13 protein-coding genes are annotated in these 15213 nt (G+C 34.3%); all 13 read left to right on the forward strand.

The features are described 5' to 3' along the window. The first annotated feature begins 85 nt into the window (after positions 1–85). Positions 86–1156 carry a formimidoylglutamase gene (locus C1638_RS18915; RefSeq protein ID WP_109623510.1) on the forward strand — a complete coding sequence of 357 codons (1071 nt, stop codon included), beginning with the start codon at positions 86–88 and terminating at the stop codon, positions 1154–1156. Between the two features lie 3 nt (positions 1157–1159). Then, the gene (locus C1638_RS18920; protein WP_109623511.1) at positions 1160–2161 is read left to right on the forward strand and encodes a glycosyltransferase family 2 protein; all 1002 of its coding nucleotides are present in this window, start codon (positions 1160–1162) and stop codon (positions 2159–2161) included. Positions 2162–2268: 107 nt separating this feature from the next. Beyond that, positions 2269–3387, forward strand: coding sequence for a glycosyltransferase family 4 protein (locus tag C1638_RS18925; RefSeq protein ID WP_109623529.1), 1119 nt, complete (start codon positions 2269–2271; stop codon positions 3385–3387). Positions 3388–3415: 28 nt separating this feature from the next. Beyond that, entirely contained in the window at positions 3416–4276 is an 861-nt protein-coding gene (locus C1638_RS18930; RefSeq protein ID WP_109623512.1) for a polysaccharide biosynthesis/export family protein, read from the forward strand. 3 nt (positions 4277–4279) lie between these two features. Further along, positions 4280–6772 carry an exopolysaccharide transport family protein gene (locus C1638_RS18935; protein WP_109623513.1) on the forward strand — a complete coding sequence of 831 codons (2493 nt, stop codon included), beginning with the start codon at positions 4280–4282 and terminating at the stop codon, positions 6770–6772. Between the two features lie 213 nt (positions 6773–6985). Beyond that, positions 6986–7876, forward strand: a complete 891-nt coding sequence (gene porG, locus C1638_RS18940) for a type IX secretion system protein PorG (RefSeq protein ID WP_109623514.1) — start codon at positions 6986–6988, stop codon at positions 7874–7876. Between the two features lies 1 nt (position 7877). Beyond that, positions 7878–8627 (forward strand): polyprenyl diphosphate synthase, encoded by a 750-nt coding sequence (gene uppS, locus C1638_RS18945; protein ID WP_109623515.1) that lies wholly within the window; start codon positions 7878–7880, stop codon positions 8625–8627. Positions 8628–8655: 28 nt separating this feature from the next. Continuing rightward, a complete protein-coding gene (locus tag C1638_RS18950; protein WP_109623516.1) occupies positions 8656–11190 on the forward strand; it encodes a BamA/OMP85 family outer membrane protein in 2535 nt (844 codons plus the stop codon). Positions 11191–11198: 8 nt separating this feature from the next. Further along, positions 11199–11753, forward strand: coding sequence for an OmpH/Skp family outer membrane protein (locus C1638_RS18955; protein WP_109623530.1), 555 nt, complete (start codon positions 11199–11201; stop codon positions 11751–11753). 66 nt (positions 11754–11819) lie between these two features. Further along, positions 11820–12323: an OmpH/Skp family outer membrane protein gene (locus C1638_RS18960; RefSeq protein ID WP_109623517.1), complete on the forward strand. Its 504-nt coding sequence runs from the start codon at positions 11820–11822 to the stop codon at positions 12321–12323. A gap of 70 nt (positions 12324–12393) precedes the next feature. After that, positions 12394–12879, forward strand: coding sequence for an acyl-CoA thioesterase (locus tag C1638_RS18965; protein ID WP_109623518.1), 486 nt, complete (start codon positions 12394–12396; stop codon positions 12877–12879). 47 nt (positions 12880–12926) lie between these two features. Then, on the forward strand, positions 12927–13790 hold the full coding sequence (gene rfbD / locus C1638_RS18970) for a dTDP-4-dehydrorhamnose reductase (RefSeq protein WP_109623519.1): 864 nt from the start codon (positions 12927–12929) through the stop codon (positions 13788–13790). A gap of 1 nt (position 13791) precedes the next feature. Continuing rightward, positions 13792–14469, forward strand: a complete 678-nt coding sequence (locus C1638_RS18975; protein WP_109623531.1) for a hypothetical protein — start codon at positions 13792–13794, stop codon at positions 14467–14469. Positions 14470–15213 lie beyond the last annotated feature (744 nt).

The following is a 15213-nucleotide window of genomic DNA, read 5'->3' on the forward strand; positions in this document are numbered from 1 at the left end:
TACCACAGCCTAGTCAGTTGTGGTGTTTTTTTGTATGTTTGTTATATCAAGAAATTAATAAAATAGCACATTCTTAAATTAAAATATGGATTTTGAAGACTTTATCATTTCACCAAGAAATTTCAAAACAGAAAGCTGGCAGATTGGAAGTCGGATCACAAAGGATATAAAAGAAGATAGTATCGTTCTTTTATTTGTGTCAGATTACAGAGGAGCTGGCGGAGATGCAGAAGTACAGGATTTTACAGCAGTTAGAAAGGAATTTTACAAGCTTGCACAGTTGGATTTTGAAATTCCGATTGTAGACCTTGGCGATTTGGTTTCAGGAAAGTCTGTTCAGGATACCCATTATATTTTGCAGGAAGTTTTATCCGCATGCCATTACAAAAGAGCACTTCCGGTAATTATCGGTGGTTCTAATGATTTTGCTTTCTCATTATTTTCTGCAATAAACTTCCATCAAAAAAGTCTCAATTATACCCAAGTCAGCAATATTATCTCTCTTAAACAGGGAGAAGATATTAACGAACACACTTTTCTAAGCAAGATTTTTGGTGCCAAGACTTTTTCTATTAAAAACTATCACCATCTAGGATATCAGAAACATTTAAATGAAATGGATTCTGTAAGGCTGATTAAAGAAGTGGAATTTGATATCATCCGTTTGGCTGAAATGATGAATTCTACAGAAAAAACAGAGCCTTTCTTCAGAAAAGCAGATCTGGTTACGGTAAACTGTGATGCGATAGAAAGCTTCAGTGAGCCTTTTTCAGTAAACCCACAGGTTAACGGACTAAACAGGAGAGAAGTTTGTGCTTATATGAAAGAAATAGGACTAAGCGAAAATCTGAAATCTGTAGGGATTTTTAATTATAATATTTACTCAGAGAACCAGTTGAATCATCAGCTATTGGCCCAAATGCTCTGGTATCTCATTGAGGGAATCAATATTCAGAGATCGCATCCCAAGGAAAGACACTATGAATTATTCTATGTTTTAATAGATGACAGACAATTTGCTTTTAAGCGTGATACTTTCAGTAATTTGTGGTATTTTGGCGATGATGAAAATATAGAAAATTGCATTCCTTGTTCAAGAAAAGATTTTGATGAAGCCAAGAAAGGCTGGCTGAATGCAAGACTGATGAAATTTTAATATATGACGAACGTTCCTTCAAGAGTCTCCATTATTGTTCCCGTTTATAATGTTGAAAACTATTTGACAAAATGTCTTGATTCCCTAGTGAATCAGAGCTACCAAAATATTGAGATTCTTGTAGTAGATGACGGGAGCAAAGATAAATCTGCGGAAATTATCAAGAGCTTTGCACTTAAATATCCGGAGAAAATAAAGGCTTTTACCAAGGAAAACGGAGGGTTGAGTGATGCGAGGAACTTTGGTATTGAGCGGGCAACAGGAGATTATATTGGTTTTGTGGATAGTGATGACTATGTAACAGAAACCATGTTTGAAGAAATGCTATTGCTGGCAGAAAAACATCAGGCAAAAATGATCATCTGCAATATTCAGAAAGTAGATGAAAATGGGCAGATAACCCAAAAGCTGACTCAATTACCCAATATGCAGGAAAAAATTAATCTTGAAGATCATTTTTCTGTTTTTTCGGATATCAGCTATTTTGCTTGTAATAAATTATTTAGAAAAGAACTTTTTAAATATAAAAGATTTAAAAAGGGAGCTCATTTTGAAGATATTCAACTCATTCCACAGCTTTTATTGGAATGTGAGATCATTGCACAGACTCAGAGTTTTCATTACCAATACCTTGAACGTACCGATTCTATTACAAAGACGCATACGGAAAAGGGGCTTGACATATTGAAAGCGGTGCAGGATGTAGAAAATGAGTTCAGCGGATCCAGATATTCCAATAAAAAAAAAGAATTGAAGAACTTTCAGATCTTTGAAGGAGTTTATTCTTTTCTGGCATATTTGGCGTTTGTGAAAAATGAAGAGATGTTTTACAAAATGTCTGATAAACTGGCTGTTTTTATGAAAGAAAGACAAATAAAAATTCAAGATATATTGAGCTATAGTCGTTTTGGTAAGAATTATCTTTTATCTTTGCCGGTGAAAAAAAAGATTTTTTATCTGTTATTTTTTGCCGGACAGAAAAAGTTGATAAGAAAATTGATATAAACACAAATGTAAGTACTATTGTTTCGGACAGTAGAACATGAAATGAAGCACATGTTTGCATCATTGGTTCTAATTGAAAGGACAATGTGTACTGGATAAGAAAAAGAATGAAAAATTTTGAATTGTTCTTAAGCGGATCGGGGATACCTATTTTCTATATAAAAATAGGATTAGGTTTCTTGTTCTCCTTTTTAATTACTTTTTTCTCCATACCTACTATTGTAAAGATCTCCAGAAGAAAGAACCTTATGGATGAGCCGGGAGTTAGAAGTTCACATCTCAGAAAAATTCCTAACCTAGGTGGTATTGCCATGTTTTATTCAATTGGGATATGTGCCTCTATTTTTGCCTACGAGCTATTTGATCTCTATAAATTTCTTTTTGCATCATTAATTATACTGCTGTATATAGGTGTAATGGATGATATTGTAGTCATGAGGGCATATAAAAAACTTGTGGCGCAGATTCTTGTATCCTCATTAGTTGTAATTGGTTCAGATATCAGAATCAGAAGCTTATTTGGAATCTTCGGGGTCTATGAACTTAGCTATCTTGTGAGTGTCCTATTCAGTATTATTACTTTCATTATTCTGATTAATGCATTCAATCTTATTGATGGGATTGATGGGCTTGCAGGCGGATATTCCGTGATCTGTAGCGCACTGTTTGGAATAAGCTATTATAGACTGGGAGAATATAACTATCCGTTGGTTGTTCTGTCTGTGGTTATCATTGGAACTGTTTTAGCATTCTTATATTATAATCTTTCGAATTATAGAACCAATAAGGTATTCATGGGAGATACAGGTTCCATGCTATTAGGCTTTCTTTTAGCTTTTACTTCCATTTGTTTTATTGATATTTTCATTGATAAAAAGCTTATTGATGTGCCAAGGTATCACTTGCAGTCGGCTCCTGTTGTGGCAGTGGCAATTCTTATTTTACCTATTGTAGATACATTGAATGTGATTTTTGTAAGACTTTACAATAAAAAATCTCCTTTTGATGCCGACAAGAATCATATCCATCACAAGCTGTTAAAGCTTGATCTTACTCACAGAAGGTCTACATTCTATATTATCGTTTATTATTTAATGATTGTAGCGGTAGCCTATTATTTGAGACATATTAACGTGAATCTATTATTAGTGATCATTGTTTCATTAGGTTTTCTGGGGGCTTATTTGCCGGATTTGATATATCGATTAAGAAATAACAAAAATTAAATATTACTTTTGTAACCAATATTCAAATATGATGAAGAACTTTAAGTATTTATTTTTAATATTATTACCTTTCCTGGTTACCTCGTGCATCACTACAAAAGATGTAAGATATTTGCAGCCAAGTGAAAGTCTTGTAATTAACGAAGAAGGTCTTGTTCCCTACAATATTCCTATCTACAGAATTACAAAAAATGACATCCTTAACCTTAATATTGTTACCACTCCCAAAGGAGATGCTGCACAGTTTTATTCTTCCCTGAATACTTCTGGAGGATCAGGCGGTGGAGCAGTAAATAGTGCTACTTCAGGAGGTGCAGGTGGCGGATCAGGTGCAGGAGGGAATGTCAATTTCTATTTTAATGGTTTGAAAGTGGATTCCAATGGCGATATTAATGTATTCGGAATAGGATACATCAAGGCTGATGGAAGAACGCTTGATGATATCACAAAGGAAATACAAGGCAAAGTAAACGAAAACTTCCAAGAAGGAAAATCTGAAGTAAGATTAAATACAGACGGAATCACTTATTATATCCTTGGTGATGTGGAATCAACAGGTCTTTCAGGTGAAAAAGTAGCACACAAAAATACTCTTACCATTACTGAGGCATTAGCCATCAACGGAGGTTTGAACAGAACTATCGACAAAAAAGATGTTGTTATTCACAGAAAGCTTCCGGAAGGAATCAAAATAGCTAAAATAGATCTTACCCGCGAAGATCTGATGAATTCTCCTTACTACTATATCCAGAATGGTGACGAAATCTATCTTAATACCAGAAAGAAAAGCTTGAACGGATTCGGAAAAGATCCTATACAGACTTTATTGACGGGTGTAACAGCGATTACGACGGCATTAACTTTATATACAATCCTACAAAGACTTTAATCCATGATTCCAGGAAAAGAAACTCAAGTAGGAAAGAGCGAAGCCCCAAAAGAAAAGTATGGGTCTTTTGCATTGTTTGATATTGAACATTTTTTAAGAAGAATACTTAAAAATTGGTATTGGTTTGTTTATATGTTTATTATAGGCTATGCCATTTCTTGGGTATACAGTAAATACTATGCCCAGAATGTATACTCTTCAGAGCTATCTTTGAGTATATCCAATAATACATCAAGTTATTTTAGCCCCAATCAGTCAATCAACTTCATCTGGGGGCAGGGAGGAAACCAGGATGGGGTTTACCTGAAGAAAATGCTTTTTTCAAGATCACACAATGAATTTCTGGTTAAAGAATTAAATCTTTTTGTGAACTATTCTACCAAGGGTCTTATCAAATCTACTTATTTAGATAAAGATGATTCTCCCGTTTTTTTCGAAGTTGACAAAAAACATCTTCAGCAGGTTAACTATCCGATTACATTGGTTCCAAAAGGTAATGGATCCTATGAAGTTGTTCTTCCGAAAGAAGGTCAGTCTACAAGCCTGTATAGCTATGAAACAGAGGGGTTTCAGAATATTACCCCTTACAATAGACCAGGAAATAAGATCGTAAAAGTTAACGAATGGTATAACTCTCCCAATCTAAGATTCAAGCTAGTTCAAAATCCGGTTACACCCAATATTAAACAGGATAATATTATTATTAATCTAAGTCCAATTAACCAAAGTGTTACCGATATTGTATCAACCATAGCTGTAAATTTTGACAAAGAGATTAGTACCATTATGGTAATCACCAAGAAAGGATACAATCTTAACAGTACTGTAAACTTTCTTAATAAGTCAGTTACCGAACTTCAAAAAAAGAGACTGGAGGATAAAAACATTGTTAATAAAAATACAACAGCTTATCTACAAAATAATCTAAACGATATTCGTAAGAAACTTGATTCAGCTGCCGTTGTCTTAAACTATCTGAAAACATCAGAGAAACTATACAATATTAAAGACAGAGATGAAAAATCTCTGGAAAAAATAAAAGACCTTGAAGCCAAAAAAGCAGATCTTGTAAGTAAAATAAGTTCTCTGAATAATATTAAAAATACACTTCAGTCTCAGAACTTTGATAAAATGATTGCTACCAATGCGGCAGGCTTTGAAGATGGAATGTTTTCTGCCTCTGTAAGCGAACTTAAGGCTTTATATACAAAAAGATCAGAATTGGCATCAATCTACAAGCCAACTTCTGAACCAATGAAAGAAGTGAACAGGCTTATTAATGAAGCTAGAACGGGATCTTTCAATAGCTTAAAAGGGTATTACACTAAATATTATGATGAGATCAACAGAATTGATCGTGAAGTTTCTGGTGCAAATTCAGATTTGACAACCTATCCTGAAAAGGAAAGAAAATATCTTGATGCAGAAAGAGGCTATAATATGATTGAAGCTACATACAATAGTCTTTTAAATAGACAGAATGAAGCACAGCTTAATGTAGCAACAAACCAGTCTGATATTAGTGTGATTGACCCAGCCAAGAATTTAGGACAAGGGCCTATAAGCCCGAACGTTAAAACAACAAAGGCTGGAATAATATTCGGAATGCTATTGCTTCCTATATTATTTATTCTAATTGGTGAACTGCTTGATAATAAGATCAGAAATATTAAAGAATTACTAAGCGCAACAAAAATTCCACTTCTTGGAGTGATCGGAAACAATAGTAATGAAAATATGCTGACAGTTTTGGAACAACCAAAATCATCTGTTTCAGAAGCCTTTAGAGGAATAAGAGCGAGCGTTAGATTCCTAATGACCAATGAAAGTGAAAAAGGTAAGGTAATCCTGATAACATCTTCCGTAGGAGGTGAAGGAAAAACCTATGTATCCATCAACCTTGCATCTGTATTAGGATTAAGTGACAAAAAAACAATCCTATTAGGAATGGACCTTAGAAAACCTAAAATCTTTGGTGATTTCAAAATTGATAATAAATATGGTATCTCAAACTACCTTACAGGAGAAGTGGATATTGACCAGATTGTGAATAAGACTAATATTCCAAATCTTGATGTTGCAACTTCAGGGCCTATCCCACCTAACCCGTCAGAGTTATTAATGAGCCAAAGAAATATTAAGTTTATAGAAAAGCTGAGAGAAATCTATGACTTTATTATCATAGATTCCCCACCAGTTGGATTAGTGGCAGATTCCTATGAACTAATGAAATATTCTGATGCAAATATTTACATTGTTCGCCACGAGTATACTGAAAAGTATATGCTGAGAATGATCACAGAGAAATATCATAATAATGAGATCGAGCATTTAGGACTTATTTATAATGATTATGCGACGAAGCAGGGATATGGCTATGGATATGGTTACGGATATGGTTATGGATATGGCTATTTTGATGAAGATAAGAATTACAAAGAACCACTGTTAATCAGAATACGGAATAGGATGCAGAGAATGTTTAATAAAAAATAGAGCCTTAAACCCTCATTTGATGGGGGTTTTTTTATACTTTATTTTTTTTCATTCTATGAAAAAAAGAATATTTTTGCCACTTTGCCGTTTACTTTATAACAAATTATGTTTTTTTGTTTATTTTTAACTAAACATTAAGATTATCATTAATATAAAAATGTTTTATATTTGCAAAAATTAAATTTTAAAATAACCATAAATCCATATTCTTTTATGAATAAAAAATTATTGTTTAGCTTCCTTGCCTTCCTTGGAGTGGTGAGTGTTAAAGCTCAAAGAAACGAATTGGGAGTTCGTCTAGGTATGAGTAACCTAGTGGGAGATGTAGGAAGGACAAATTATATTTTACAAAAGCCGTTGGATTTAAATAGAATGTCGGATTGGGGTATCCCATTTTATGGAGGAATATTATATAGATTTAATTTTAACCCGCATCAAACTATTAGATTGGATTTAGGATACAACCAAATTCAGTTTAGTGATAAAGCTGCAAAAGAAGAATATAGAAGAAATAGGAACTCATACGGTAAAAATAACGTGTATGAGGCAAGTTTAATGTTTGAATATAACTTTTTCCCTATAAATAACGAACAGATAAGTATGGTAAGCCCATATATTTTTGGAGGTGTAGGTGCCTTAATGTTTGATGCACCTAAAGCAAATCTTATGAATGATTTCAGAAGAGATGCAGATGGTGTGGCCTTAGCTCCAATCAATGAAATGGATTTTAAAACAACAACCGAATACACGTTAGGAAAAAAAGTTACCATGCATATCCCTTTTGGTGTAGGATTAAAGTACAAATTTAACCATACTTGGGCTATATTTGCAGAAGCAACCTTTAGATATACATTAACAGATCAGCTTGATCATAGTAAAATACTTTCAAGTGATGTGAAAAATTCATTTAATGCCGATATCTTAGATCCTGCTACAGGGGGTTCCCTATTGCAGTCAGGTAATTATTATGCTGTTGCTAAAGAAAGAGAAGAAGAGTTTATTAAAAAGAGAAATATTGGAGATGACAGATCCAATGACTGGATGAATACATTCAGTTTAGGACTGACTTTCTCATTTGGAAGACCTCCATGTTATTGTGATTAATATGTCGTTGATTAAAAATAAAATAAATTCTGAGAATTTACCAAAACACGTAGCCATCATTATGGATGGCAATGGAAGATGGGCAAAATCTCGTGGCGAAGACAGAACCTTCGGTCACAAAAATGCCATTAATGCTGTAAGAAATGCTATTAATGCATGTAATGAGGTTAATATTCCTTATTTAACACTTTATACGTTCTCTTCAGAAAACTGGAGTCGTCCGGCTGAAGAAGTGAGCACCCTTATGAATTTGCTTGTAGAAACTTTACTGCTGGAAGCAGAAGAGATCTTTAGCAAAGGGTTAAGAATGCATGTAATAGGAAACCTGAATAAACTGCCCACTTTAGTAAAAGAGCAGTTGTTGCGTGTGGTAGATCTTACAAAAGAAAACACAAAAGGAAACCTTGTATTAGCGATAAGCTATGGCTCACAAAATGAAATATTGGAAGCCGTAAAAAATATAAGTTCTGATGTAAAAGAAGGAAAAGTAGACGTAGAGAGTATTGATGAAAAACTATTCGAAGATTATCTCTATACCAAGAATTTTCCTCCAGTAGATTTACTGATCAGAACAAGTGGCGAAATCAGGATAAGTAACTTCCTCCTTTGGCAGATTGCTTATGCTGAATTGCAATTTTTAAATGTTCTATGGCCGGATTTCACCAAAGATATTTTCTTTCAATGTATTGTAGATTATCAAAATAAGGAAAGAAGATACGGATTAACCGGAGAGCAGATACAAGGCCAATAAATTTAAAAGAAAAGAAAGACTCGATAAAATGAAGTTTAGACTATTACCCATCATTATGTTTGCTGCTTCTGCGCATTTTTATGGACAAGTAACTCCACAGGACAGCACCAAAGTAAGTAATGCTGTACACACAGAAAATGAGGTAGGCACTTATACACTTAAAGACATCGTTGTAGATGGGGTAAAAAAATATACACCAGCTCAGATCTTAAGATTTACAGGCTTATCTAAAGGAGAAAGCGTAGACATTCCAGGACAGAAGATCAGTAATGCTGTTAAAAAGCTTTGGGATACCCAATCTTTTTCTGAAGTGGAAGTATACGTTCAAAGTATTGAAGGACAGACAGTCGTTCTTAAATTCTATCTTCAGGACCTGAAGGAACTTGGAGAAGTAAAATTCAAGGGCAAAGGAATAGGGAAATCTAAAAACGAAAAACTAGCTAAAGACAACAATCTGAAGCCAGGAACAAAGATTACTCAAAACCTCGTTTCAAGTCTTAAGACAAATATTCCAAAAGACTATATTAAGAAAGGTTTTGCTGATGCAAAAATCAGTATCGAGGATAAAATCAATGCCGGAGATCCTTCTTTGGTAGATTGGACCATTAATGTAGACAAAGGAAGAAAGATCAAAATTGATCATATTGAATTTGAAGGCAACACAAGTGTAACCGATAGAAAGCTTAGAAATAAGGCTTTTAAAGAAACAAAACAAAGACGTTTCGGAATCGGTGGAATCTTGAAGTCTTCAAAATTCATTGAAGATAAATATCAGGAAGATAAGCAGAGCTTGGTTAATTATTATAACTCCTTAGGGTATAGAGACGCGAAAATAGTTTCTGACTCTGTATGGAGAAATAAAAAAAATAATTATGAGATCAATGTAAAGCTTAGCGAAGGTAAAAAGTATTACATTGGAGATGTCACATTTACAGGTAATACTGTATACTCTACAGAATATCTACAGAGATTGCTGGGATATAAGAAAGGGGATATTTACGATGCAGTAGGATTTAATAAAAAAGTTGGAGAAGACGGTGGTAAAGAAGATGATTCCGATATCAAGTCTGTATACATGAATAATGGTTACCTTTTCTCCAATGTAACACCGGTTGAAAAATCAGTTTCAGGAGATGCGGTAAACCTTGAAGTTAGAATTAACGAAGGAGAACAAGCAACTTGGAATAAAGTAACATGGCAGGGGAATACAACTACCCATGACCACGTAGTTCTTAGAGCTTTAAGAACAAAACCGGGTGAGCTTTTCAAAAAGACAGAAATCAAAAGAACTTATTTTGATTTGGCAGGTATGTCATTCTTCGATCCACAACAGGTCGGACAGGATATTCAGCCTAATCAACAGGATAATACTGTAGATATCAACTGGAAACTGGTAGAAAAAGGATCTTCTCAGGTTCAGCTTCAGGCTGGATATGGAGGAAACAGCTTCATCGGAACCTTGGGGTTAACGTTTAATAACTTCTCATTGAGAAACTTCCTTAAGTTTAAGGACTTTAAACCAGTACCACAGGGAGATGGGCAAACTTTCTCTATTCAAGTACAAGCAGGACAATATTTCCAGAATTACGGAGTATCATTTACTGAACCTTGGTTGTTCGGTACAAGACCAACCGCACTTTCTGTAAGTTTGAATAACTCAAGAGTAAAATACAGCGACGGACTTGGGGGATCCCAGAAACTAAATATATTCTCCGCATCAGTAGGTTTAAACAGACTATTGAACTGGCCGGATGATTATTTCTCCCTATATACAGGAGTACAGTTCCAGAAGTATGACTTTAACAATTACCCATTCCAGTTTGGGGAAACTACAGAATACTATGGAAATGCAAATAACTTCAGTATCAATTTAGGTTTAAGTAGAAACTCTGCCGGGATAGACCCTATCTTCCCTACAATGGGTTCCAATATTGAACTTTCTGCGAAGTTAACGCCACCATACTCATTGTTTAGCAATAAAGATTACTCTACAATGAAGCCTGTTGATAAGTATAAGTGGATGGAATTCTACAAAATTAAGTTCAAGGCTGATGTATATAACGAAATCATCGGAAAATTGGTATTAAGATCTTCTGCTGAAATGGGATTCATGGATGGTTACAACAAAAACCTTGGTGCACCGCCATTTGAAAGATTCTATGTAGGAGGTACAGGATTATTCGGAGGTAGATATGACGGTAGAGAGCTAATTCCATTGAGAGGATATGAGAATGCTAGTACATATGGTGGAGAAGGTACAGATATTACTCAAAAAGGAGGGGGTACAATCTATAACAGATTTACACTAGAATTAAGATATCCGATTTCATTGAACCAAACTGCTAAAATTTATGCATTAACTTTTGCAGAAGGAGGTAACGTTTGGAACTCTTGGGGTAATTATAACCCATTCCAGCTGAAAAGATCAGTGGGGGTCGGAGTAAGAGTTTATATGGGAGCATTCGGATTAATCGGATTTGACTTCGCTTATGGATTTGATAAAACTCTATCAGGAGATCCATCTGGATGGAGAAACCACTTCTTGATGAACCAATCGTTATAATTATTAATATGAAGAACTTTAAAATAACCATCACTTTTGTATTACTTTTGCTTTTTGGGTTTTCAAATGCCCAGAAAATAGGAGTAGTAGATACTAATGAAATTTTAAATAAATTACCTCAGTATAAAGAAGCCGAAGCGAGATTAAATTCTCAAATTGATACCTGGCAGTCTGAACTTCAGAACTTGCAGTCAGAATATGAAAGAAAAAAAGCGGCATTCGAAAGTGAAAAAGTGTTATTGATAGGGGATCAATTAAAGCTTAGAGAAAAAGAAGTTGTAGACCTTGATAAAAATATCAAAACAACTACAAGCTTACGTTTTGGAGCCAATGGTGAAATTACAAAATTAAGAACAAACCTTGTTTTGCCATTCCAGGATCAGATCTGGGGAGCAATTAAAACAATGTCCGAAAAAAACGGATTGGGCATAGTTCTTGATAAAAGCAATAACATTAGTGTTATTTTTCTTCAAGGAAAATATGATTATACAGAAAAAGTATTGACTATTTTACTGAAAGGAACAGATAAGAAAGATAAAACTAATACAAAAAGTAAAAAGTAACTTTTTAAATTAACTTTTACTTAAATTTAAAATCTAAAAACAAATTAAATTATTTATTTACCAATTATGAAAAAATTAAGTGTATTATTTGCAGCAGTGATGATGTTTGTTTCTGTAGGTATGGCAAAGGCTCAAAAAATGGCTACTTTAGATGTATTGGGAGTTCTTAATGCAATGCCTGAAAAGAAAAAAGCAGATGCTGACCTTAAAACATTCTTAGATACTAAGCAAGCTGAGATTAAGAAAAAAGCAGATGCTGGACAAGCCAAATTAAAGCAGTATAGCGAAGAAGCTCCAAAGAAAACTGCAGACGAAAACAAAGCTAGAGAAGGAGAATTACAAAAAATGCAGGAAGAAATTGCTCAAATGCAGGACAAAGCTCAAAAAGATCTACAAGCTAAACAAGAAGTAGCTTTCGCTCCTATTGAGAAAAAGTTAAACGATGCAGTTGAAAAAGTAGCAAAAGCTAACGGTTATGACTACATTATGGATGCAAATTCACCAGCATTCCTTTACAAAGCAGGAGCTGATGCTACTGCAGCTGTTAAAAAAGAATTAGGAATTCAATAATTTCAGCAAATTAACAAAGATTTATAAAATCAACCGTCTCTTTTAGAGGCGGTTTTTTTATTTTTGCGGAATGGAAAAAGAAGTATCAACTACGGTAAAGGTTAGGTTTAGTGATTGTGATCCAATCGGACATCTGAACAATGTGAAATATCTTGACTATATGTTCAATGCCAGAGAAGATCATGTAGAGACATTTTACGGTTTTACCTATGAAGAATATACCAAACAGACAGGCTGTACATGGATTGCAATTCAAAATGAAATTGCCTATCTGAAAGAAGTAAGATACAATACCCAAGTAGTAATCAGTAGCAAGACTATCGAAATACAGGATAGAACAGCAAAAGTTGAAATTCTGATGAAAAGCTTAGATGAAAAAACAGTTCATGCTGTACTTTGGGTAACCGTTATTTACTTTAACTTGAAAACCAGAAAATCAGAAATACATCCGGAAGACATAAAAGAAACATTCCACAAATTTTATGTGGACTTGGCTCAAAAAGACTTCCAGTCAAGAGTGAAGTTTTTAAGATCTCAAAATGCAAAAAATTCTTAATTGATATCTTTATAAAAACTTTTTGATTATTTAAAAATTAATAGTATATGAAAAAAATTGCAGTAATAGGCAGCAACGGTCAGTTAGGAAACTGTATCAGGAAAATAGCACCCGATTTTGAAAACCAATACGAGTTCTTATTTACAGACTCTACAACCCTTGATATTACGAACGAAGACCAGGTAAACGATTTTTTCTATGATAACAAACCAGACTACTGTATCAATGCTTCTGCATATACGGCAGTAGATTTGGCAGAAAAAGAAAGAGAAAAAGCATTTGCTGTAAATGCAGACGGAGTAGCCAATCTTGCTCAAGCCTGTACAGACTTTAAATCTATTCTGATCCACGTCTCTACAGACTATGTTTTCGATGGAGATACAAATCTGGCTTACTCAGAAGATGATTTTACAAATCCAATAGGAGCTTACGGAGAATCAAAGAGGAAAGGTGAGGAACTAGCATTGGAAATTAATCCGAAGACGATTATTCTAAGAACTTCTTGGCTTTATTCAGAGTTTAATAAGAATTTCGTTAAAACCATGTTGAACTTATTCTCTCAAAAAGAAGAATTAGGAATCGTAGCAGATCAGTTTGGTCAGCCTACCAATGCCAATGATCTTGCCGAGGCAATCATGAAGATTATTGAAACACCCAATAAAACTTTCGGAATATTCCATTTCTCAAACTATCCCGAAACAACTTGGTTTGAATTCGCCAAAAAAATTGCTGAATTTTCAAAATCTTCAATAAAATTAAACCCTTTGACAACTGAACAATATCCAACACCCGCTAAAAGACCTGTAAGAAGCACCATGTCATTGGATAAAATAGAAGAAACCTATAAAATAGAACCAAGACATTGGGAGCATAGCCTTGAAGAATGTGTTGATGTTCTTTCACAACAATAATATGAAGAATATAGCTATCATCTTTTCCGTATTGTGTACCCAACTTTGGAGTGCACAAAATGTTTATCTGACTAAAGTTGAAAAGACAAATGATAATTCAGATAAGTTTTTGTATAAAAAAGATACAGCTGAGACAGAGGCAATCTACTTAGGTGAAGTAGAAGTTCAGGGGTTTTCAAAGGATGATGCAATGGTATTTTCAATGGTATATAAAAAAGCAAAAGAAATTGGTGCTAATACTTTTGCTATAAAACCTTTTGAAAATATTGATGGTTCACCCCAGGAATTTAATGCTTCTAATTATAAGGTAGCCTTATATTATACTCCAAAAGAGAAATTAGCTGGTCAGAATGGAGCAATGTATATATTTGCATCCTCAGAGAAAGATCAGAAAATAAATGTGAATAGAAAAGACTATACTTTATCACCTCGCTCTTTTTTTAAATTAAAAATTATTCCTGGAGAAGTTTATACAATCTCTACTAAAAAGCTTTTAGGCTCAACCATAAAAGTGCAGCCTAAGACTAACGATGAAAATTTGTATTTCCAGATTTCATCCTTAAAAATTAAACCGGATACTTCCGGAGTAGGAGGTTTGAACCTTAAATCAGGAGATGTTGTTGGTTTAGAGAAATCTTATGCCGAGTTTTTAAGCGCTATTTATAAAGAACAACGATAATCAATAACTATATAGTCTCTTTTTTCGGACTTGCAGACAATATATAGGTCTTGAGACAGAAAATATGATCTCATTTATAAAAATTCCGTAAGGATCCCCTATTTAGGATTCTTACGGAATTTTTTTATTTACCATATATAACACAACAGCTCCGACTTTCTGTGCTAAGGTATTTTCCAGTAATCATATCTATTAGGAGCTTTTTCCTGCTCTCCACTTTTACTCCTCGCGCCAACGCTTTCCAAAACCATGGGGCACTGCCTCTCCAAGGCAAGCTGTGGGGTAACCGTTTCTATCAGGGCTAGGAATGTAGTCATATATATAAAGAGAGGAAGTGAATGTCCTGCCTATCACCATCCACTAGAGACGTGCTTTAGCCCCCATCTAAAATATTAAAACGATATCCTGACAAAGTAGGAGAGAGGTTATTACCACCCTCCTTATATACTATATAGATATATCTTCCATTACCTATCCTCTATATAATGACAGCAAACATCCCCATTTATCCTCCCTATCCCCATTTCTTACTCCAGCTTTCTGTTCTCCCAAACATTTGTTTAAAATTTTTCTCTCTGCGTTCCAGTGTCTTAAGGTAAAATATGAACAGGATGTGAATTTTATGTTAAATAAGTTTGCGAGTTGTGGTATAAGTTTCTATCTTTGCCCCACTGAAAACGAGAGTACATTCAGTAGCGCAGAAAGCCTTTAGATAGGCGTAAACATAATAGACTACGAAAGAAC

The organism is Chryseobacterium oncorhynchi, assembly GCF_002899895.1.
GTDB lineage: Bacteria > Bacteroidota > Bacteroidia > Flavobacteriales > Weeksellaceae > Chryseobacterium > Chryseobacterium oncorhynchi.